Raw genomic sequence first — 20957 nt, forward strand, 5'->3', positions numbered from 1 at the left:
GGCCCAATATCTTTTTCATTGAGTATCATGTATACATATTAGTCTTAAAAACTGTGCTGATATATTCAGTTTTAATATGTGTAATGCACATTTATGCACGATTCGGATGTTTTGAAACAGCTCAGTATTTTAAGCACCTTTTAATTTTGTTTACCTATTATTCACCGCATTTCTTTATCAATAAAAAATATGGATACAACTCAGCTTCTTCTTGGTGTGGTTTTTAGTTCTATAGGCTTAGGCTATTTTTTATATGGGAAAAAGCAAAAAGTCATTGTGCCCTGGATCTGCGGCCTAGTACTGATGATTTTCCCTTATTTTATAGAAAATATCAGTATATTGACCAGTGTCGGGATCATGCTCTCAATTGCTCCTTACTTTATCCGGCTTTAATTGAGCGATAGATCAGACAGGTTTATTCATAAAATTAAGTTTTTGCACTGAAAAGAAAGATTGATTTTTCATCTAAAAAACAAAATATTAGAATTCCATCATATCTGATTTATTTTGCTGACTAACGGAAACCTGAAGCATGGACGCAATACCTCGTTTAACTGGTGAAGATAAACGCACGCTGGGCTTGTCATCTTTAGGCGGTGCACTCGAATTTTACGACTTCGTGATTTATGTCTTTTACGCCAAAATCATTTCAGAACTGTTTTTTCCCAGTGGTTTAAGTCCTTTCTGGGCCATGCTGAATACCTATGGCATTTTTGCAGCGGGTTATTTTTTCCGTCCGCTAGGCGGCGTGGTGATGGCACATTTTGGTGACCTGATTGGACGCAAGCGCTTGTTCAGTCTGTCCATTTTGCTGATGGCCTTACCTACGCTCATGATCGGGATCATGCCGACCTTTGAAAGCATTGGCTATGCTGCACCACTATTGCTATTACTCATGCGAGTAGTTCAAGGCATTGCCATTGGCGGGGAAATTCCAGCCGCTTGGACCTTTGTTTCGGAACATGTGCCCGCAAATAAAATTGGTTTTGCTAATGGTTTACTTACAGCCGGGTTATCGCTCGGCATCCTGCTGGGTGCCTTAATGTCATTGTTTATTTCGTTGAAATATAGCGAGACAGAAATTCATGACTGGGCATGGCGTATTCCCTTTATTCTGGGCGGGATCTTCGGTTTAATTGCGCTCTACCTGCGCAGTTATTTGAAAGAAACTCCCGTATTCAAAGCCATGCAGCAACGTAAGCAACTGGCTACAGAAATGCCGGTAAAACAGGTACTGGCACAACATAAAACCGCTGTGGTCATTGGCATGCTGTTTACCTGGTTCCTCACCGGCTGCGTGGTGGTTCTGATTTTGGCCATGCCGAACCTGCTCACCGGAGCCTTTGGTTTCGAACGTGCGGATGCATTTAAAATGCAGAGTGCAGCCATCATTATGCAAATGCTCGGCTGTATTATTGCAGGCTTGTTGGCAGACCGCCTCGGTGCAGGTAAAGTGATTTTATGGGGTTCACTCGCTGTTGCCCTGATTGCCGCTGTTTTCTACAACAGTTTGGGACATGTTTCAGCCGCAACGGTATTTATGCTGTATATGTTACTTGGACTGGCGTCCGGTACAGTCGGCATGGTTTCTTACAGTATGGTGAAAATGTTCCCGGCCCAAATTCGCTTCTCGGGTATTTCATTTTCTTATAACGTGGCCTATGCCATTGCAGGTGGCATTACCTTGCCCCTGGTACAATGGTTAAGCCTGTATAGCAAGATTGGCGCTATGTACTATATTGGTGTGGTCTGTTTAGTGGCATTCTTTAGTGCGCTGCTGTATAGAGCCAAGTTTGAAAGACACAATTTAGACCCATCTTCCATAATTCCCGCACAACATGCAGTGAAAGATTAAGTATAAAAAAAGCCCTTCAGTTGAAGGGCTTTTTTATTGATTAAGCGACCAAATTTTTCTTTAACTCATCTTCAACAATCTGGATTTCCAGCTGACTAAATTTACGAATTTCAGTTTCAGCATGTCTTTCCAACATTCCAGAAATCAAAGGAACCTTAATCTTGACATGCCAGTTCAAGCTGATGTGAATTTGCTGTTCATCCCCCGTCACCAAACGTTCACAGTTGGCTTCTAAAGGCATATTGGCACCCAATTTTATGCTGGACGTTAAAGCTGATAAATCTGTGATATCGGTACGCTTGACTCGAAAGGCATCTTTTAGAAATTTTTTCGCCATATCTGGAATATTGACATCCAGATTATAAGCACGGCGTAAGGTGTAAATATCACCACTCATTTTAGACTCAATAATTTCCAGTTTTTCACCTGGAATACGTCTACACACTGCTTCATGTAAGGCTGTATTTGCCACAAGGCGTTTGAACTGGTCAATGGATACGCCCTGAATGGTAGAATTCACAGTAAAACTATGTGCCATATTTAATAATCCTTTATTTTTCTAGTGGTTATTTTTAACAATTCTAACTTATTTGATCATCACTGATCTAGCCTATTTTGTCTAACTGCGTATTTAATTGAATTTTCCAGACCTTGTCATTGACCATCTATACCATACTATTCTGCATAGATGCCACTGTGAATCACCGTTTTTTCACCACAGGAAATACGAAGAAAATGGCCGCGATATTCAATGACGGCATCAAACTGCTCAGCGCCATCATCCAGACCTGTCGCGGTCCAAATCGTACCTTGGGGAAAATCCTGCAACCACGCCGCTTTATAAAAATCAGAAACAGAATCGAAGTTGATATATTTTTCCGGCTGGGCCTGAATTCGGCCTGCCAGTTCATCAAACCGGTGCAACTGGGCTTGCCCAAAGTCGATCAGCATCTCTCACTCCTTAGCGATTAAACCCCTTTGAACCGGGTCAAAGCCTGTTTCTTTTTCACCTGTTCCCACTGCCACCAGCCAAAGGCAGCCAAACCGACAAAAGCAGCATATAAGCCGGCAGTTAAGAACAAGTCCTTATAAATGAACATGCCGACATAAATAATATCGACAAAAACCCACAACACCCAAGTCGCAATATGCTTACGACTGGTCCAATAGGTAGCCAGCAGACTAAATGCAGCCAGTTGTGAATCCAGCATAGGCACAGCAGCGTCGGTAAAATGCTTCAATGTTAAACCGAAAATTAAACCGCCCACGGCAGCCAGCAGCATCTGGAACATCACAGTCTTTTTTGCGATCGGCTCAATCCGAATTTCATGATCTTGCTGCTTGCCTTTCAGCCAGTGATAGAAACCGTAAAAGTTCACTACAATGAAAAAGAACTGCAATATGGTTTCACCATAGAGCTTAAATTGATAGAAAAGATAGGCATATAGCACAAAAGCTGCAAAGTTAAACCACCAGCACCACATATTGCGTTTAATGGTCAGTGCCACCCCGATAAGACTAATTATAACCGCAACAATTTCTAAAGGTGACATGCTCATCATCAAACAGCTCAAAGGTGTTGCTATTATGAAAAAAATAGCCCTGAACGCAAGCTAAATTATCCCCTTTCCGGTACATCATCTAATCAACTACCCCCTTACAACACGCATGCATGTTTTAGTAGAGTTCATTACACAAAATTGACTGAACAGATTTGACAGTTTTCTAACAATCGTTTAAAAACTTAAAAAACACTCTATCTGGAAAAATAATAATGTCACAACAACAAGGAAAAGTTAGCCGGGAAATTCGTGGGTCTCTGTTCCTGATTGGCCTGGATCGCGCTGCAAAAAGAAATGCCTTCGATAGCCATATGATTCATGACTTATCACTGGCCCTAACCGAATATGAAGACGCCCCGGAACTCCGTTGTGCGGTCATTTTTGCCCATGGTGATCATTTTACTGCCGGGCTGGACTTGGTCGAATTACAACCCAAACTGCAAACTGGCGTATTTGATTTTGAGCATGGTCAAATCAACCCTTGGGGCACCAGTACAAGACCACGCAAAAAACCGGTGATTGTTGCGGTACAAGGCATTTGCTATACCGCAGGCTTAGAATTGATGCTGAATGCAGATATCGTCATTGCGCAGGACAATTGCCAGTTCGCACAAATGGAAGTGCAGCGTGGCATTTTACCCTTTGGCGGTGCAACCGTCCGTTTTGTACAGGCTGCGGGCTGGACTAAAGCCATGCGCTATTTATTGACCGGCGATCATTTTGATTCAGCGACAGCGCTAAATTTAAACCTGATTACCGAAATTACCCCTGAATCCCCACTGCAACGTGCCATTGATCTAGCCGAACATATTGCACAAGCCGCCCCACTGGCAGTTCAGGCAACACTGGCTTCTGCCAAAGAAGCCGCTGAACAGGGAGCAGAAACAGCTTTTGCCCATTTACCGCAACATCTGACGCCCTTGCTCAAAACTCAGGATGCACAGGAAGGTGTCATGGCGATGCTGCAACGCCGCATCCCTGAATTTAAAGGCCGATAGTTAAATAGCCAACGATCTAAATCCAATAACAACACGAGTTTACCATGCCACATCACAAGCAAAAGTTACAAAGCGGCCATTTGAGTGTCAGTTCACATGCCTTTCCGGCGATAGATGGTTATCCCTTAAAGGGAACCATCTACACACCAAAGCATGACACTAAAGCCAATATTGTCTTGTCCAGTGCAACCGGCGTACCGCAAGAATTCTATCGCCGCTTTGCCGAATATATGACCCAGTTTGGTTATCAGGTGCTGACTTTTGATTATCGTGGTGTGGGTCAATCGGCTCCTGCGAGCCTAAAAGGTTTTAAAATGTCCTATCTGGATTGGGGAGCATTGGACCTTGCTGGGGCGATTGATTATCTGGCACAGGATCAGCTGCCGGTCTTTATGGTCGGTCATTCCTATGGCGGACAGGCGCTGGGACTAACCCCAAATCATGACAAGGTCACAGCCATGTACTGCTTTGGTACCGGTGCCGGCTGGCATGGTTATATGCCTTTTAAAGAAAAAGTTAAAGTTCAGGTCATCTGGAATATTGTATTTCCGCCAATGGTTGCGCTTAAAGGTTACTTGCCCTGGAGCAAGCTGAAAATGGGGGCAGATTTACCGATTGATGTCTATAAACAGTGGCGAAAATGGTGTAAAAATCCGAGCTACTTCTTTGCCGACCCGGAACAGCAGTCGTTAATTCAGCAATATGCACAAGTTAAAACCCCGATTTATGCCGTGTCTGCACTAGATGATGACTGGGCCTTACCCAATTCACGTCATGCCTTTATGCAACATTATGCTCAGGCGCCCATGCAGTTTATCAATATTTCCGCAAGTGATTATGGACTGAAACAGATTGGGCACATGGGTTATTTTCGTAAGGGTTCGGAAAAAATCTGGGATGACATAGACTGTACGTTCAATCAACACTTCGTCAAGCAAAACGGATAGGAACTAAATACAGATGCGCCCACAGAAACTGAGCCGGGAACAGATTTTAACGGCCTGCGCCCTGCAATTTAAACGTCATGGCTATGCCGCGACCAGTATGGAGATTCTGGCCAAAGCCTGTGGATTGACCAAAGCTTCTTTTTACTATTATTACCCCAGTAAAGAGGCATTATTGATGGATGTTCTGGAACTGACCCACCAATACTTAAATAGCCATTTATTTAAGCTGAACCAGCAAGATGAAATTTCGATTAGCCAACAGTTCGAATTGATGCATGAACGTGCGATCCGGTTTTTCAGTGATGAAGTCAAAGGCTGTTTAATCGGGATCATTTCAATTGAAGCACGCTATCAGTCCGAGCAGATTCTGGAAAAAGTCCGTCTGATCTTTCAGGACTGGCAAATGGCGTTTTATCAATTATTTAAAATGCAGCTGACAGACCATGAGGCTCAAATTTTGGCAAAACAAAGCTTGGCCGATTATGAAGGGGCCATTTTAATGTATCGCCTGAATGATGACCTGTTTTATCTGGATCAGGTCAAGCAACGCATCATAAAACAGCTAATATAAAATCGTCAGCCACTGGATAATACCGAATAACTGATTGAATTTTAAATAGAGTAAACTCAATTCAAGGGCAATCGCTTCAATCAGGCGCGGCTATGCTGTTCCTTGAATTCACATTTATGCTCACAACCGAAACGGTCAATATGGGTATAAAACACCCCATAGCGTCCGACGTAATATTCTAAAGACTGATCATAGAAGGTCCAGTAAATCGACCATTCGCCTAAGTCCAGCTTACGAATCCGGGTTTGTGCCTTGGCGGGCAGTTTTTTTAGAATGCCTTCTTGCACCACAATGGCTTGACTTAAATTACGTTCGGTCAGATGACGCTCAAAAAACATCTGGCAGACATCGTCAAACAGTTGTTGTTCATATTCCTCCACCTCCTCTACCCTTGCTTCCGGTTTGGATAAAGGCTGTGCCGAGGTCGCTTCAAATTTGATTAAATCGGCGAGCTGCCTGATTCTAAATTGTTGTGAATATTGATTGATCTGAATTTTTAAAAAGACTTTCCAAAGGACAATCAGTCCAATGCCAAAACATAACCCCAAGAGTATTTTCACCATAGCGTCACTCTCATGTTAAATAATTATTATTTTTATATTATATAAAACAATTAGAACAAAAATTATACAATTTTTTAAATTTTATGTTATAAAAAAAATGATTCCAAGGAATTTTACTCATGTTTCCTATTGCTTCATCTGTTCAACACACGCTTGTCACTTGCCGCGCTTTGTACCTTCAGGTCAACAAGGCCAGTTCACGACGCGTGGCGTTTTTACATGAGGTACCTTGGAATCTGTACCCTGATGATGATTTAGAATAAATCACTCACTAATAAATACCCCAAGGTCGCCTCAGTAGCGGCCTTTTTTATTGCCTAAAAACAAGGAAAAAGCTGATGAATCACCCTATCGATAAAAATGGATTCCCCACTCCACTGTCCCAGCCGGTTGTAGCCTCTTTTAACCGAAATTCACGCTTCGCTACAGCCGGTCAATTTGCTACTGTCGTGCTGATTTGGTCACTCACTCCACTTGCAGCCGTCTGGACAGTACATGAAATTCATTGGGCGTGGGGTTTATTGATCCGATTTAGCTTGGCTATTCCCATTGCTCTGGCATGTCAGGCCTATTTCAAAATCAGACTGCCATTGCACCTGCAAGCTTTGCTCAGTTATGCCGCAGGTGCACTTGGCCTGTTTGCATCCATGACCTTTTGCTATATGGGCGCATCCAAGGTACCTTCCACGGTGATATCTATCATCTATGGTAGCGCTCCATTCGTTTCAGGTTTACTGGCCATTTATATTTTTCGTAGTGAAAAATTCAGTGCTTATCAATGGCTGGGCTTAGTGATGGGTATGCTGGGCATGTATTTCGCATTGGGTTTAAATTCGCAAAACTTGCTCTTCGATTTATGGGGCATCGGTCTGGAAATTGTCGCGATGTTTTTATACGTCCTTTCTGTGTTTGCGGTGCGTGCGGTTGCTGCAAATATCCATCCGATCAGTCAAATGACCGGTGCCACGATGGTATCTTGGTTGGGGTATTGTAGTTTGCTGCCTTTTTTCTGGTCAGAACTGCCCGATGAGCTGCCTTCTTTACCCACTACAATGGCACTCGTCTATAGCGCGGTATTTTCATCTGTACTGGCGATGATTTTTTATTATCAGCTGCTAAACACCGTCAAGCCCACTACACTGATGCTGATGAACATTATGAGCCCGGTACTGGCTACACTGTGGGGCACCTGGCTTAATCACGAAATGTTAAGCTCGCATTTCAATCTGGGGCTGCTGTTACTATGTAGTGGCTTAGCCTGCTATGCTTTGCGCGTACCTGGCAAATAGCCAATACCATAATAAAGAAAAATCCCGGGCCGGATGCAGACTCGGGATTTGCTCAATTCAAGCTTTAAGCAAAAAAGACTTTATTCAATATGAATAATTTTGCCATGTTCATCATGATGAACCACTGTGACCTTTTGCTGGCGCCCCTGTTTAATGTCTTCCACAGCCAAACCAAAATGCTGTCCATAATCGGTAATATTTTTGGCCGAACTTGTCTTTACTGTTTTTGCAGGAACAAAATTCGACCATAACAGTAAGGCTACAGCACAGGCCAATAATGCACTCACCCCATGTTCAATGCCCAAGCCAAAGGCAGAAAACAGTTGATGAAACACATGATTTTTTTGCAGGCTGACAATTCCCAGCACAATCAATAATGGTCGCCATAACAACAACCACACCGCCCACATCATGGCAGTAGAGGTATTCGATGCATAACGTTTATGCCACGGCAAGCAATGACGTAAATCAATAATTAAAGGATTATTTCTCATGGATCACTTGCTCATTAGTAGAGGTCGAATGACGCATCCCGCGGTCTGGACTGACCCAGCGTGCGCGCTGACCGTCGCCGCGTAATAATACTTTAGGAAATGCCACAATACTGGCCGTCAGGGTGATCAGCCAGAATACAAAGGGATACCAGATCATCCAGAAATAATTCTTGCCCAGTGACGGTTCATAACGGCTGTCCATCCATTTGCTGAGCGCAAACTGCAACAGACAGGTCACGCCCAAGAGCATGCCGGTGCCATAAGGTAGAAATGGCGAACTGACGCCCGCTATGCCCAAGGGAACCACAAAATGGATTAACCAGAGAATAGCCATAAACAGCATCAAATAAGACCAGACCAGAGTCAGAACCAGTTCACACAATAATGGCCATAAAAAGTTCAGTTTTGGTTGAAATAACACATCGATATTTTTAATCAGCACCTGTGCCCCGCCCATAGCCCAGCGCAAGCGCTGTTTCCATAAGCCCTGAAAGGTTTCCGGCATTAAAATCCAGACCAGCGCGTTCGGTTCAAAGTGAATATTCCAGCCCGCACGTTGCAGCTTCCAGGTAATGTCGATATCTTCCGTCAGCATATCGGGTGACCAGTAGCCGACTTCATGCACGGCACTTTTACGAAAGGCAGTAATCACCCCAGAAACGGTAAACAACCGTCCAAAACTGCGCTGCGCGCGCTTAATCATGCCGACTATGGAAGAAAATTCTCCAACCTGAATGCGTCCAATTAGAGTCGAACGGGTACGAATTCGCGGATTACCGGTGACCGCAGCCACGGTTTCATCCTGCAGAAAATGGCGTAACATCCAGGTCGCAGCATGCGGATCAAGCAAGGCATCACCATCAATGCCAAGCAAATATTCTGCATCGGTGAGCAAGCTTCCCGCCTGCAGTGCCATGGCTTTGCCCTGATTATGCGCCAGATGCACCACACGCAGTTTTTCATGCTGATGCGCGAGACGGTTGAGCACGGCTGCGGTGTTATCGGAACTGCCATCATTAATGGCGATGACTTCAAAGTTAGGATAATCCAGCGCCAATGCATGGCCGAGTGTTTCTTCAGCATTATCTCCCTCATTAAAACAAGGCACCAGCACGGCTACCTTTGGATAATCAGGCAGTGCTTCAGGCTGTCGATACGGCGGATCTTGTCGCTCTTTCCAATAGAAAATCAGTGCACCGATCATCCATAAATACGACATAAATAATGGATAATAAAAAACGAAGTGCAATGCAGAATGCCAAAAATGCTGCAGCGTTGACATATGGAATGCCTTTAAGGAATAAGTTTGCTGGATTTCATATCAAAGGCTTTGCGCATTACGTGAGTATCTGGATAGTCCTGAATCGGATCATCCGGATAATACGCTTCATGCATCACACCTTGGGTATATAAAGACTCAATGGTCTTGGCCATTTCATCGGAAGGGACGTGTTGATTGGTTCGCCAGTTCACCGACTGTAATTCAAACACCGTTTTTTTCATGCCATTCGGATATTGCTTCACGCGATTAACGATGTCCCGATAAAAAGCATCCGGATCTGTAGCCTGCTCCATATAGGGCATCGCCATGATCGCAGTAAAGTCATAACGGTTAATCGACTGTTCCAAAGACTGTGAATACCAGTTTTCTGCATAAGGCTTCAGGGCAACCTGTGCATATAAGTTGCGTGCAGTCAGCAAGAATGGATGATACTGACGGACTTCCTGCGCCAGTTGCATGGCAAAGTCATCGATGTATTTGGTTTTAAACGCTGTCCACTTTTCCAGCTCGGCATCATTACTGCGGATTTTGGCCAGATCGGTAGGTAGACCTATCGCAGCATAGGCTTTTAAGGCTTCAGGGCTGGCATCCTCATAGTCAGACAAGGTGGTGTCATCGTGGAATAAAATGCCGTTAAATGGCACAGTTTTGGCCAGGTCCTGATAAATCCCCTCAATCGTCTTACGTGCATCGACAGAAAAAGGACTTAAACGGTGATACCCCATATTCAGATGTTTTGAATCATCGGATTGCTGGGTCACCACCACATCTTTAGACACCGGATTATCTTTTGGTAAATCCCAAGCCAGTAATGGCATCCAGGCATAAACCCGACTCACCTGAGTCCGGGTTTGAATTTGCCAGGCCACGCGATTAAACAGGTCAGCGCGCATCGGTAAATAATGGTTCGGAAAATACACCATATCCGCAGAACCATTGGCATCCGGATCGGAAAAGGCCTGTAAATACACGGTATTGACTTTCATCGCCACAATCCGGTCAAGCAGATGATCCAGATTGCGTTCTTGCTGGATTGGATTTTTGTCGTAAATATAATCCAGATCGATATGCATGATTTTTTGTGGACGGTTATTGTCGCCTAAATGTTGCTGACGATTTTGAATTTCCTGGGCCAAATCCGCCGTGGTCATATTGCCTTCCACCAAAATACGGTTGAGCTGCCCCAAAGAACTTTGTGCTGAATCTGCACCATCATCCAGACTAATCGCAATCGGCATGCCCAACTGTTTAGCAATATTCACGGTTTGCATGGTGTAATGACCATAAGGCCAGACCATTATCCGTGGTGATTTTAACCCGTGGGCAGTCAATAACTGGTTATTCTGCTTTAAATCACCCGTAATCCGTTGCTGATAATGTTGATCGGATTCATAGCTGGCAGATTTAGGATCGTATAACCGTGTCACTGCCGCCGGTTCCATATTGCCCTGCGGATTGCCCAAAATGCCGCGATGCAGGTTATAACTATGACTGGCAATTTCGACCAGGCCGCTTTCCTGCATCTCTTTCAGTTCAGCCCAGGACAACATTTGATTGCGCGGAATTTTCTCACCTGAAAAGTCAACGCTTTGCCCTGCTGTAGGCTCTAGCCATGAACCCACCACTGCCAGCACCACTGGAATTTTATTGGTCTTGGTTATTGGATAGGCATTTTTATAAAATGAAGCATAGCCATCATCCACGGTGAATAAAACCGGTTTGCTTGGCAAGCGGTATTTCCCTTGATGTGCTTTAATCAGCTGATCCACATTAATAAAATGAAAACCATTATTTTTAAGCCAGCTAATATGTTGCTGAAACTGCTGGGTCGTTACCGAATAGTCAGGAATCAATGCCGATTGATGATCGGTAATTTCATGGTAGCCAATTACCGTGAGGATGGGATTGCTGGCTGGCAGCGTTTTACTCCAGGCTAGATGAGGCAACTGCCATAAAACGGCGGAAAGAGATGCAGAAAGCAAGGTGGAAAGCAATCGAGTCTTCATGGAATGGTGCTCAAAAATCATTTTATGCTCTGAACACGCGACATCATTGATCAATAGAAAATGACACTTTTCATGATTTACGACATGCAGAACTTTGAATCTGCTTTTTATCCAATCAAGCTGAAATGAAACTTAAAAACCAATATTTTTTATAGTTAAATAATTAAAAAAATGTATAAATACAATAATATTTCAAGGAATATGCTGGCTTTTATGCTGATCAAAAGCGCTTAAAAAGCGGCTAACAAAAAAGCTAAGCTGATTGAGGCTGATATTGATCCCGCCCGGCACCTTTCGCTGCATACAGCTGAACATCGGCAGCTTTCATCAGTTCATGAATATCGGTATAAGGATGATTTCGATCCATCCAGGCAACGCCCATACTTATGGTCACATATTGCTTCTGGTCAGGCCGATTTAAATGTTCAAAGCGATGTTGTCTAATGGCGTTTAAAACCTGTTGCAACACGTTTAAAACCACTTCACTTGGTACGTTATGCAGCAGAATGGCAAACTCTTCCCCGCCATAACGCGCTACATAAGCAGAAGGGGGCAAGGCCTGCTGGATCACCTTAACCAAGTCTTTTAAAATGACATCACCCTTCAAGTGGCCATAATAATCATTATAATTTTTAAAATAATCCACATCTAGCATGGCAAATGCCAAGGTGTTATTACTGTGATTTTGGGTCAGATTAAATAAACGCTGTATCTCAATATTCAAAGCGCGGCGGTTAAATGCACCGGTTAATGCATCAATTTGAATTTGTCGTTCCAGTTGTTCATTTAACTGATTTAATTGCGCAGTCCGTTCTTTCACCTTATTGTCTAACGAGTTGTTCAGCTCAATTAAATTATTATTCAGTTGCTCGATATAATGATTATGCCGTGCATAATTTTTTGCCTGCTGAAACATAATCAGCAAGGCGTAAAAACTGGTTGAAATAAAAGTTAAGTTAAAGGACTCGATCAGATTCAGATTTAATAAGAAATCATGTATGAAGGTCACGCATAACAAAATCACCGCCCACATGTTAATTGTCGAATATTTTTCTTTAGATTTTAGCGTGATATAAAAACCATAGGCAAAATTCAGAATCACCACAATACTAAATAGCGAACTATATAATGCTAAACTCTGGAATACTTCGGGAGTGGTAAAAAAAATCACCACAATATTAACCGCCAGAATGAACATTACAGCCGAATAAACGATTAAATTTAAATAACGGCGATTGAGCAAATACATATAACTTAAGAAAAATACAATTGCTAAAGCCGTAAATAAATATTCTAAGCGCTGTCCCCATAACCAGCTAATATTGGTAAATGTGGTGTAGGCATACGGTGCTGAAAATAAATTGTGTAAAGCCAAAAATAGGATGAAAAGACCAAATACAAAAACCCGAATACTGCTGCGCCCGATTTTTCCCTGAAAAAGTGAAAACATCAGGGTAAATAACCCCATACCGAATACTGCCCCACATACTAGGCCTATACTCATCATCAGTTGTTCAAACTGGCGGGTAATGGTTTTTGCGATCCCGATCCGCATAGAATTTTCTAAACCACCATGTACATTTTTAAAACTGGAGATTTGGAAAGTAATGGTCAGTTCTTCTTTATACGGCACCGTAAACGCTATTCTAGGCGCATTTTCTGATTGATGGCTTTTGGCATCTTTACCGATCTGACCCAAGCGAAGTACATAAGCTCCGTTTAAATACATACGATAGGCACTATATTGATTGGGAATGTAGATCGCGATATTTCGACCCAGATATTGTTTAGGGATTTTAAAATGCCCAATAAAGGTACCGTAGGTCTCATTACTCCCTATGATTTCCTTGAAAGAACCCGGTAAATTTACAGTGTGAGATTTTAAAATTGCGCTAGGCTGGATAATGAACTGTTCAGGATAATACTGCCATGTTCCCTGTAAGGCAGTACTGCTATTTTCAGTAAACTGGACATTATTGAATAATTTTTGCTGTACAGAAGAAGATTTCGAAGCAGTCGCCTCATTTGCCCACAGTTGCTTTCGCCCCAGGCATACGCATAAACAGAGCAATAAAAATAACTGGAAAAAATGAATTAATCTCTTGTTCTTATACAAATATAAATTGTCCTTAAATTATGCTTGTCCTTTAATTAATGTAGCGATAAAAAAATAAAACTCAAATTATTTTTCAATTATCTGCAAGATACAGCCATGTCTCTTGCAGAATACTTTTTAATCAACCATAAATGAGAGATTAATCACGTGTTTTCACATCAAACAATTCAATTTCAAAAATAAGATTGGAATTTGCAGGAATGATTTTACCCATTTTTCGCTCACCATAAGCCAAATGTGCAGGAACCAGTAATTTACGTTTACCACCGACCTTCATGCCCATAATGCCCTGATCCCAGCCTTTAATTACTCGGCCTGTTCCAATTACAGTTTCAAAGTAGTTGCCACGATCAATCGACGAATCAAACTTGGTTCCATCTTCCAGCCAGCCAGTATAATGTGTGGTAATTAGCGCGCCTTTCACCGCTTCTTTGCCTTCACCTACTTTTAAATCAATAATTTCTAATTCATTCATCATCATTTACCTAAACAGAGCACTAAATTTTCAATCACTATTATAAACCGGATTCAGATGAGTTCTTTATGCTTTAAATTATGTATATTTAAAAACTCAGCTCCTGGATATTGGAATCATTCAATAAATAAGCCGTCAATTTTTTATGATTTTCAGCCGAGCCGATTAAAATCCAGCGTCCACTCATGCGCTGCTCGGTTTTATGCTGCACACTGCGCACCACTTTCATGTTATAGGTCTTAAATAGCGCTTCATATTGATCTAAAGTTTTGCGCTGATAAGGACAAATAATTCGATAGGTACGTGCCTGGCTCAGGGTTTCTATCCCCTCCTGGACATAAATCAAAAAAATCAGCACGATCAAAACAATCAAGGTGGCGAACAGGCTTAACAGTTCATAACCTGCGCCAGCTGCCATACCCAAGGCGGCCGTCATCCAGATGGTAGTAGCAGTAGTAATGCCGGAAATACGGTTTTCATCTTTAAAAATCACCCCTGCGCCAACAAAACCCAAACCGGTCAGAATATTGGCGGCTATCCGGTCTTGGCTGTCGATGCCAATTTTTAAAGACATAATGGTAAATAGACATGAACTCAGACTGACCATAATCATGGTGCGAAGGCCGGCAGATTTACTGCGATATTCACGCTCTGCGCCAATAATTGCACCAATGCCCAGGGCAATCAGCAAACGATAGAGATCCGGATGCATATATTTTCCCTTTTTTCATTTTTATTGTTTTCAGGTATACGCAATTTTTTAGTGAGGATACAAGCCTAGACTTGCATCCTTATTTGTCCTTATTGTAACTGTTCCCACTCCACCACAACTTGTGCATGATCGCCAATCAAGGTCCATTCGCCATCCATCACATTTAACTGCAATTGCATGGTGCGCTCGCATAATTGCGGCAAGGCATCAGTAGTCGCGGTCGAGAGTTTCCACACTTGCACATTGCTTAAAGTTTTTAATTTGCTGTTGCGCTTATACCATTCATCCACAGCTGAACCATAAGTAACAACAGCCACTTGCTTGCAACGCGCGCTGGCTTTTTTGACTTTATCTTCATCCGGACTGCCCACTTCAATCCATTTCACCAGTTGACCGGTCAGGTCTTTTTGCCACAATGCCGGCTCATCGGTTTCAAATAAATCTTTGGTAAATTCCAAGGCTTCATCGGCAAAACGGGCATAGGCCAAAATACGCACCATCAAGCGTTCAATGGTTTCAGATGGATGTAAAGCCATGGTCAGTTGATAATCACCGTATTGATGATCATCCATATTGGCAATATTCAAATCTGCCTTATAAATCGTTGCTTTAAGCGCCATACAAGTATCCTCAAATTTGGCGCCTAGCATATAAGATTTAGACCGATTTTGCAGAGTTGTTTTTAGGGCTCATCTCGATTCAACTGACATTGAAATAACTGCTCTTCAAAATATTGCCAGTCGCGCTGGTCTTGCACAATAATTTCAATACGGTTATCAATGCCTTCTTCTGAAGACTGATAATTAAACTGTTCCGGATTAAAATTAAAAGTTTTCCAGCCCTGATTGGTATTAAAAATGGCTTTAATCCGCAGCCAGTCTTGCTGTTCACACAATAAATCCAGCAAGGCATAAAAGTCGAATTGCCAGCGCTTGGGTAATTTCCAGCCTGCCACACTATAACCTTGAGCAGTTTCAGCATAGTGATAAGGCAACTGTTTAATTTCTGGCAAGGACTGTCCTGCTGAAAATGTTTTCTGAATTTTCAATAAAGGCTGAATTTTGCGTTCAGTTCCCACATAAGGCTGGTCAATTTGCTGAAGTGAAATATGCTCCTGCCCGCTCATCAGCCAAGTCTGTTGATAGGCCTGATATTCAATTTTCAATGCTGCTAAAGCCTGATCATCTGCAAAATTCATCGTATCCGCATGAGACACCACAATAATTTGTGCTGCTTTTAACTGGTCTGCATACAGGTTCTGCTTGCTCCAATCACTATCATGCAAACGCGAGCCATCAATCACGGTCACTAATGCCCGCATGGCAATACTCTGTTGCCAGTGTGGCTCGGTCAGTTGTTCCAGTAATTGTGCAGGATGTCCCAAACCTGTGGGTTCGATAAATAACCGGTCCGGTTTGCTTTCTGATAATAACCGCGACAAGGCAATCTGCATCGGCAACTGGCTGCTACAGCACAGACAACCACCGAGTAACTCCTTAACTTCATAGCCTTGGGTTTGCGGTAATAGCTGCTGATCAACTCCAATTTGCCCAAACTCGTTCATCAGCACCGCCCAGACTTCATTTTCCGGCTTCTGGCTAAGTAAATGTTTAAGCAAGGTGGTTTTTCCAGCGCCTAAAAACCCGGAAATAATATGTGTCGGTACTGCTTGAGTGGGAGAAATCAGTTTCAAAACTTACTCACTATTCATGGCCAGGGAGATTAATCAATGCAGTGATGAGGACAACTTAGCCGAAAAAGGTGCTCAAAAATCTGTATAGAACTCCACTTTAATTTTTTCCTCTAGCTCTGGCAATGTATTCACTTCATTTAAAAGACCTAGCAACCCGTTTGATCAAATTTTATTGAAATAACTCAGTAGACTATAAAAAATATCATCGGCAGCAATACGCTATTTTTAGTGCACTAAATCACTCAAAATAGAAAATAATCTCAAAAAATCTGCAAAATTTCTTTACATTTAATTGAAACAACCGGTTTGTTAAAACGATTATTTTCTGCTGTTTTTGTGTCTTTTAAGTAAGAAAATGCATTAAAAAAGCTTATATAGAAATATCTGCATACATTTTCTATGCATTGTTCAGCGCATTTTTTACAGTAAATAAACAGCACACACTTGCTTGTATTTTTCAGGTTAACCGCTCTGTTTCACTTTGTTGCTTTGATTGCCCGCTCTCCCGCAGGTCTTTAGCATGGGCCCTGTTCATATTTATGTGATGATAAATATGGATCGAATAACTTTTTAGAAAATAAAGGATGCTTAAAATGAAATTAACTCAAATCTTACTTGCCTCTACTTTAGCCATTGCTGCAGCAAGCACTTTTGCTGCAACTACGGATAAACAAAAAGAAGAAGCAAAAGTCATTGTTTCAACCCAGGAACAGCCTGCTACAACTTCGGAAAGTGCTGCTGATAAATCATCTGCTGCTCAGCCTGCTTCAGAAACTGCTGCTGAAGAAAAACCAGCTAAACCAGCACAATAAGGCTCTTAAACCTTAACTTACCTTACTCCCTCCCTATTGCTTATTTAACCTAAAGCACGATTGAGTGAGAAAAGCTGAATGATATACATCGTTCAGCTTTTTTATTTTTAACCCGATATTGATGAATGATAGAAAAAAATGATCATTAGGCTTAAAAAAAATATAGCCAATAATGAATATAATTGTTTATTTTCAATAATTTAATCAATTAAAACTATTTCTAATGTTTTTTTGTCATTCAATAGATCTACTATGGCATAGCTTGTTTAGACCCTCAATTTCACCGTTAATACCCTTAAATGTGGATTGATTGAATGGACATTCGCTATGAGCAACAAAACGAATTTCACGACTGAAGTGGCTATCTTGGGCGCAGGCCCTGTTGGTTTGACTATTGCGAACTATCTAAGTAAACAAGGCATTCAGGTCACGGTGATCGAACAACTGGACAGTTTGATTGATTATCCGCGTGCCATTGGTATTGATGATGAATCTTTACGTACCATTCAATCACTCGGTTTGGTTGACCAAGTCTTGCCGCATACTACGCCGAACCACGCTATGCGTTTCTTGACGCCAAAAGGTCGCTGTTTTGCCGACATTCAGCCACTCACCCGCGAATTCGGTTTCTCCCGTCGTAATGCCTTTATTCAGCCACAGGTCGATAATGTCTTACTGCAAGGTTTAAAGCAGTATGAAAAAACTGAAGTGCTTTTTTCACGTCAACTGAATGAATTTAGCCAGGATGCCAACGGCGTAACACTTAAAATTAAAGATAAAGACCAAAATGAAGAAACCGTGCATGCACAATACCTGATTGCCTGCGATGGCGGTAACTCAATTGTACGTCGTACTCTAAATATTGGCTTTGATGGTAAAACCGCACCAAACCAGTGGATCGTGATTGATATTGAAAATGATCCTCTGGCAACACCGCATATTTACCTATGCTGCGACCCGGTTCGTCCATACGTATCTGCTGCACTTCCGCATGGCATCCGCCGTTTCGAATTTATGGTGATGCCGGGTGAAACTCAGGAAGAACTGAGCAAACCTGAAAACATCGCCAAATTACTGTCTAAAGTATTACCGAATGCTGAAAATATCGAAGTGATCCGTCAGCGTGTTTATACACACAATGCCCGTATTGCTGATAAATTCCGTATTGACCGTATTTTACTTGCCGGCGATGCCGCACACATTATGCCGGTATGGCAAGGTCAGGGTTATAACAGCGGTATGCGCGATGCCTTTAACTTGGCCTGGAAAATGGCATTGGTCATTCAGGGCAAAGCTACCCCAGATTTATTAGATTCTTACCAGATTGAACGTAAAGACCATGCCAAAGCTATGATTGATCTTTCAGTAATGGCAGGCCACGTACTTGCGCCACCGAAAAAATGGCAAGGTTTCATCCGTGACGGTATTGCCTACGCATTGAATTACATCAAGCCGATTAAACAATATTTGCTTGAAATGCGTTTTAAACCGATGCCGAAATATCATGACGGTGCCTTGCTAGCAGACGGCAAGAAAGAATCTCCGGTCGGCAAGATGTTTATCCAGCCGCAAGTGAAACTTGAGTCGGGTGAACAAGTTTTACTGGATGAGGTGATTGGCAATGACTTTGCCATTATTGCCTGGGGAGTCGATCCTCAATGGGGCCTCTCGGATACCACCATGCAAGTCTGGAAAAAATTAGGCGTTAAATTTATTCAGGTCATTCCTGAAGTTCAGTTTGGCAATGAAAACCGCAAGCAATTTGACGGCGTGATTACTCTGGGTGATATTGGTACCGATATTCGCAGCTGGTTTGGTAAAACCTCTGAATCGGTTGTTATCTTACGTCCTGACCGCTTTGTGGCAGCGCTTACGATTCCACAAACGCTGGATCACGTGAGCCAACAACTGTTTAAAAAGCTACATGTAAAATAATGCAGATATAAAAATACATTCACTGAATCATATTCAGAGACCTGACCACGTGAAAGCGTGGTCTTTTTTATTTCCACTTATATTAAGTAATTAAATTAATCATTTATTTTCTGAAACCACGGTACATTTTTCATGGAGTCACGCTGTGCCAGAAGCTGAATAAACGGCTTGAACTCATCCAGATACGGCAAAATTTTAAAAGAGATGGCAAAAACCAGCCAGTAACCCAAAAATAAATCTGCTGCTGAAATTTTCTCACCCAGCAAATACAGATTTGCTTCTTGCATACCCTTTTTTAGAAATGCCAATACGCTCTCCTCATGACCAAAAGTCAGGCTCCGTTTTCTTTGTTCAATTTGCTCATTCGGCACGTTAAGCCCTTTTAAATCCATATATTCAGTCAAAGGACCATGAGCAAAGAATATCCATTTCAGATAGGCACCGCGCTTGGGATCATCCAGAGCGGGTGCCAAACCTTTTTCTATATATTTATCAGCCAAGTAAGCAAATATAGCCGCGACTTCAGAAATTACGATGCCCTGATCGACCAGACAAGGCACCTTTCCCATAGGATTAATACTCGTATATTCAGCCTGATGCATGTTTTCATAAGGCACTTCTATCTGTTCAATCTGGTCTTCAATATCTAGCTCTTTCAACAGAGGCATCAAGGTCATGCCACGCGACTGGGCATTGTTATATAGCTTCATCATTTTCATTCGATCTCTATTGTTATTTTATTTTTTGAGTATAAAGCGATTTCATTGCGTATAGATGAGTATTATGTGACAGATTCATCCGGTGACGATGCTTTCGCCCGTTTAAAAACATCACATGATTTGAACGTTTTTTTTAAAAGAACCCCATATAGAACTGCTCTTTCAAAATTTTTAAAATCAGTTCAATCAGCTCATTTTTTTGTTCTTTGCGATAACTGGCCTACAGGTCAATCATCGGTAAAGGTTCGATGGTATTTTTCACAATAATTTTATCGCCCAAGAGCGGAATCACATAAGCCGGTACCAGACTCCAGCCTACCCCCATCCCGACTAAATTGACATTTAACAGAATATTGGTCGAGTGCTGTACGACGTTGACATCCAGTTTAGATTGCTTAAAGAAATCGGTAATAATTTTATGCAGCTGCGGTGAAGCATCCTCATCACTAATCACAAAATCTTGATGATTAAAACTCTTGATACTAATATGCCGCTGATCGGCAATCGGTGAATCTTTAGGTACGATTAAAGCCAGAGGTTCACTAAAAATTTGCACATGTTCCAGCTCATCTGATTCATCGACATAGCGGGTAAAGGCAATATCAATATCGCCTTTCTTTAACGCTTTCAGCTGGTTGGCATCGGTCAGGCTATGAAAGTTGATTTTGATATCGGGAAAATGAGCCCGTATATTCGGCATGATATAGGGAAAAATTTTCATTTCTGCCACAGGCACAAAGCCAATATTCAACTGGTCTTTGTTCAGGTTGGCAATTTTCCGCGCATCATCAATGGCTTTTTCTGCATGCTCCAAACTGAGCAATGCTTCTTTTAAAAAGGATTTTCCCGCTTCAGTCAGTTCAACTTTACGGTTGGATCGAACCAGTAACTGAACACCGACCTCATGTTCCAGATCTTTAATTTGCTG

21 protein-coding genes and 1 pseudogene are annotated in these 20957 nt (G+C 42.1%); 8 read left to right on the top strand and 14 right to left on the bottom strand.

The genetic code is table 11. The features are described 5' to 3' along the window. Positions 1–189: 189 nt before the first annotated feature. Positions 190–393, top strand: a complete 204-nt coding sequence (locus B2Y23_RS14140; protein WP_291352536.1) for an amino acid transport protein — start codon at positions 190–192, stop codon at positions 391–393. A gap of 139 nt (positions 394–532) precedes the next feature. Next, complete coding sequence (locus tag B2Y23_RS14145; protein WP_291352534.1) at positions 533–1855, top strand: MFS transporter; 1323 nt, start codon at positions 533–535, stop codon at positions 1853–1855. A 40-nt stretch (positions 1856–1895) separates the two neighbouring features. On the opposite strand, the gene B2Y23_RS14150 is transcribed toward B2Y23_RS14145, so the two are convergent. The 3 genes from B2Y23_RS14150 to pnuC form a co-directional block, all read right to left on the bottom strand. Beyond that, complete coding sequence (locus B2Y23_RS14150) at positions 1896–2393, bottom strand: DUF2505 family protein (protein WP_291352532.1); 498 nt, start codon at positions 2391–2393, stop codon at positions 1896–1898. A gap of 137 nt (positions 2394–2530) precedes the next feature. Beyond that, the gene (locus B2Y23_RS14155) at positions 2531–2806 is read right to left on the bottom strand and encodes a hypothetical protein (protein WP_291371500.1); all 276 of its coding nucleotides are present in this window, start codon (positions 2804–2806) and stop codon (positions 2531–2533) included. 17 nt (positions 2807–2823) lie between these two features. Continuing rightward, positions 2824–3408: a nicotinamide riboside transporter PnuC gene (pnuC, locus tag B2Y23_RS14160; protein ID WP_291371502.1), complete on the bottom strand. Its 585-nt coding sequence runs from the start codon at positions 3406–3408 to the stop codon at positions 2824–2826. A 221-nt stretch (positions 3409–3629) separates the two neighbouring features. Between pnuC and B2Y23_RS14165 the strand changes: the two genes are divergently transcribed. The 3 genes from B2Y23_RS14165 to B2Y23_RS14175 are packed head-to-tail and all read left to right on the top strand — an operon-like array spanning position 3630 to position 5933. After that, positions 3630–4415, top strand: a complete 786-nt coding sequence (locus B2Y23_RS14165) for a crotonase/enoyl-CoA hydratase family protein (RefSeq protein WP_291371504.1) — start codon at positions 3630–3632, stop codon at positions 4413–4415. A gap of 44 nt (positions 4416–4459) precedes the next feature. Then, positions 4460–5362, top strand: coding sequence for an alpha/beta fold hydrolase (locus tag B2Y23_RS14170; RefSeq protein ID WP_291371506.1), 903 nt, complete (start codon positions 4460–4462; stop codon positions 5360–5362). A 13-nt stretch (positions 5363–5375) separates the two neighbouring features. Beyond that, positions 5376–5933, top strand: coding sequence for a TetR/AcrR family transcriptional regulator (locus B2Y23_RS14175; RefSeq protein ID WP_291371508.1), 558 nt, complete (start codon positions 5376–5378; stop codon positions 5931–5933). 80 nt (positions 5934–6013) lie between these two features. Here B2Y23_RS14175 and B2Y23_RS14180 read toward each other — a convergent pair whose 3' ends face one another. Continuing rightward, a complete protein-coding gene (locus B2Y23_RS14180; RefSeq protein ID WP_291352520.1) occupies positions 6014–6496 on the bottom strand; it encodes a hypothetical protein in 483 nt (160 codons plus the stop codon). A 338-nt stretch (positions 6497–6834) separates the two neighbouring features. Here B2Y23_RS14180 and B2Y23_RS14185 point away from each other — a divergent pair, with 338 nt between their 5' ends. Then, positions 6835–7785 (top strand): DMT family transporter, encoded by a 951-nt coding sequence (locus tag B2Y23_RS14185; protein WP_291352518.1) that lies wholly within the window; start codon positions 6835–6837, stop codon positions 7783–7785. Positions 7786–7865: 80 nt separating this feature from the next. Here B2Y23_RS14185 and pgaD read toward each other — a convergent pair whose 3' ends face one another. The 8 genes from pgaD to B2Y23_RS14225 all read right to left on the bottom strand — a co-directional run bounded on the left by pgaD (position 7866) and on the right by B2Y23_RS14225 (position 16563). Beyond that, on the bottom strand, positions 7866–8279 hold the full coding sequence (pgaD, locus tag B2Y23_RS14190) for a poly-beta-1,6-N-acetyl-D-glucosamine biosynthesis protein PgaD (protein WP_291352516.1): 414 nt from the start codon (positions 8277–8279) through the stop codon (positions 7866–7868). Then, positions 8269–9561, bottom strand: a complete 1293-nt coding sequence (gene pgaC / locus B2Y23_RS14195) for a poly-beta-1,6-N-acetyl-D-glucosamine synthase (protein ID WP_291352514.1) — start codon at positions 9559–9561, stop codon at positions 8269–8271. The genes pgaD and pgaC overlap by 11 nt, the downstream gene beginning before the upstream one ends. An 11-nt stretch (positions 9562–9572) precedes the next feature. Further along, entirely contained in the window at positions 9573–11567 is a 1995-nt protein-coding gene (gene pgaB, locus B2Y23_RS14200; RefSeq protein ID WP_291371510.1) for a poly-beta-1,6-N-acetyl-D-glucosamine N-deacetylase PgaB, read from the bottom strand. A gap of 253 nt (positions 11568–11820) precedes the next feature. Beyond that, complete coding sequence (locus B2Y23_RS14205) at positions 11821–13617, bottom strand: sensor domain-containing diguanylate cyclase (protein WP_409449770.1); 1797 nt, start codon at positions 13615–13617, stop codon at positions 11821–11823. Between the two features lie 205 nt (positions 13618–13822). Further along, the gene (locus B2Y23_RS14210; RefSeq protein ID WP_291352510.1) at positions 13823–14161 is read right to left on the bottom strand and encodes an FKBP-type peptidyl-prolyl cis-trans isomerase; all 339 of its coding nucleotides are present in this window, start codon (positions 14159–14161) and stop codon (positions 13823–13825) included. Positions 14162–14246: 85 nt separating this feature from the next. Next, on the bottom strand, positions 14247–14870 hold the full coding sequence (locus B2Y23_RS14215; protein ID WP_291352508.1) for an MgtC/SapB family protein: 624 nt from the start codon (positions 14868–14870) through the stop codon (positions 14247–14249). 89 nt (positions 14871–14959) lie between these two features. Beyond that, positions 14960–15490: a YaeQ family protein gene (locus tag B2Y23_RS14220; RefSeq protein WP_291352506.1), complete on the bottom strand. Its 531-nt coding sequence runs from the start codon at positions 15488–15490 to the stop codon at positions 14960–14962. A 62-nt stretch (positions 15491–15552) separates the two neighbouring features. Then, positions 15553–16563, bottom strand: a complete 1011-nt coding sequence (locus tag B2Y23_RS14225) for a CobW family GTP-binding protein (RefSeq protein ID WP_291352504.1) — start codon at positions 16561–16563, stop codon at positions 15553–15555. Positions 16564–17156: 593 nt separating this feature from the next. Between B2Y23_RS14225 and B2Y23_RS14230 the strand changes: the two genes are divergently transcribed. Both B2Y23_RS14230 and B2Y23_RS14235 read left to right on the top strand, forming a co-directional pair. Next, complete coding sequence (locus B2Y23_RS14230) at positions 17157–17375, top strand: hypothetical protein (protein ID WP_291352502.1); 219 nt, start codon at positions 17157–17159, stop codon at positions 17373–17375. Between the two features lie 327 nt (positions 17376–17702). Next, entirely contained in the window at positions 17703–19310 is a 1608-nt protein-coding gene (locus B2Y23_RS14235) for a bifunctional 3-(3-hydroxy-phenyl)propionate/3-hydroxycinnamic acid hydroxylase (protein ID WP_291352500.1), read from the top strand. Between the two features lie 95 nt (positions 19311–19405). Here the strand turns inward: B2Y23_RS14235 and B2Y23_RS14240 are convergent, their stop codons facing one another. Next, the gene (locus tag B2Y23_RS14240) at positions 19406–20020 is read right to left on the bottom strand and encodes a glutathione S-transferase family protein (protein ID WP_291352644.1); all 615 of its coding nucleotides are present in this window, start codon (positions 20018–20020) and stop codon (positions 19406–19408) included. A 142-nt stretch (positions 20021–20162) separates the two neighbouring features. Then, positions 20163–20957: pseudogene (locus tag B2Y23_RS14245) on the bottom strand (LysR substrate-binding domain-containing protein); the annotation flags it as partial.

Source organism: Acinetobacter sp. UBA5934, from assembly GCF_002430855.1.
In the GTDB taxonomy this organism is placed as follows: domain Bacteria; phylum Pseudomonadota; class Gammaproteobacteria; order Pseudomonadales; family Moraxellaceae; genus Acinetobacter.

Excerpts from the sequence above, each read along its gene's own strand:
- B2Y23_RS14215 (WP_291352508.1), bottom strand. The coding sequence starts at position 14,870 with ATGCATCCGGATCTCTATCGTTTGCTGATTGCCCTGGGCATTGGTGCA.
- B2Y23_RS14210 (WP_291352510.1), bottom strand. The coding sequence starts at position 14,161 with ATGATGAATGAATTAGAAATTATTGATTTAAAAGTAGGTGAAGGCAAA.
- B2Y23_RS14220 (WP_291352506.1), bottom strand. The coding sequence starts at position 15,490 with ATGGCGCTTAAAGCAACGATTTATAAGGCAGATTTGAATATTGCCAAT.
- B2Y23_RS14235 (WP_291352500.1), top strand. The coding sequence starts at position 17,703 with ATGAGCAACAAAACGAATTTCACGACTGAAGTGGCTATCTTGGGCGCA.
- B2Y23_RS14165 (WP_291371504.1), top strand. The coding sequence starts at position 3,630 with ATGTCACAACAACAAGGAAAAGTTAGCCGGGAAATTCGTGGGTCTCTG.
- B2Y23_RS14170 (WP_291371506.1), top strand. The coding sequence starts at position 4,460 with ATGCCACATCACAAGCAAAAGTTACAAAGCGGCCATTTGAGTGTCAGT.
- B2Y23_RS14140 (WP_291352536.1), top strand. The coding sequence starts at position 190 with ATGGATACAACTCAGCTTCTTCTTGGTGTGGTTTTTAGTTCTATAGGC.
- B2Y23_RS14185 (WP_291352518.1), top strand. The coding sequence starts at position 6,835 with ATGAATCACCCTATCGATAAAAATGGATTCCCCACTCCACTGTCCCAG.
- B2Y23_RS14240 (WP_291352644.1), bottom strand. The coding sequence starts at position 20,020 with ATGAAGCTATATAACAATGCCCAGTCGCGTGGCATGACCTTGATGCCT.
- pnuC (WP_291371502.1), bottom strand. The coding sequence starts at position 3,408 with ATGTCACCTTTAGAAATTGTTGCGGTTATAATTAGTCTTATCGGGGTG.
- B2Y23_RS14180 (WP_291352520.1), bottom strand. The coding sequence starts at position 6,496 with ATGGTGAAAATACTCTTGGGGTTATGTTTTGGCATTGGACTGATTGTC.
- B2Y23_RS14175 (WP_291371508.1), top strand. The coding sequence starts at position 5,376 with ATGCGCCCACAGAAACTGAGCCGGGAACAGATTTTAACGGCCTGCGCC.
- pgaD (WP_291352516.1), bottom strand. The coding sequence starts at position 8,279 with ATGAGAAATAATCCTTTAATTATTGATTTACGTCATTGCTTGCCGTGG.
- B2Y23_RS14150 (WP_291352532.1), bottom strand. The coding sequence starts at position 2,393 with ATGGCACATAGTTTTACTGTGAATTCTACCATTCAGGGCGTATCCATT.
- B2Y23_RS14155 (WP_291371500.1), bottom strand. The coding sequence starts at position 2,806 with ATGCTGATCGACTTTGGGCAAGCCCAGTTGCACCGGTTTGATGAACTG.
- B2Y23_RS14230 (WP_291352502.1), top strand. The coding sequence starts at position 17,157 with ATGAAATTAACTCAAATCTTACTTGCCTCTACTTTAGCCATTGCTGCA.
- pgaB (WP_291371510.1), bottom strand. The coding sequence starts at position 11,567 with ATGAAGACTCGATTGCTTTCCACCTTGCTTTCTGCATCTCTTTCCGCC.
- B2Y23_RS14145 (WP_291352534.1), top strand. The coding sequence starts at position 533 with ATGGACGCAATACCTCGTTTAACTGGTGAAGATAAACGCACGCTGGGC.
- pgaC (WP_291352514.1), bottom strand. The coding sequence starts at position 9,561 with ATGTCAACGCTGCAGCATTTTTGGCATTCTGCATTGCACTTCGTTTTT.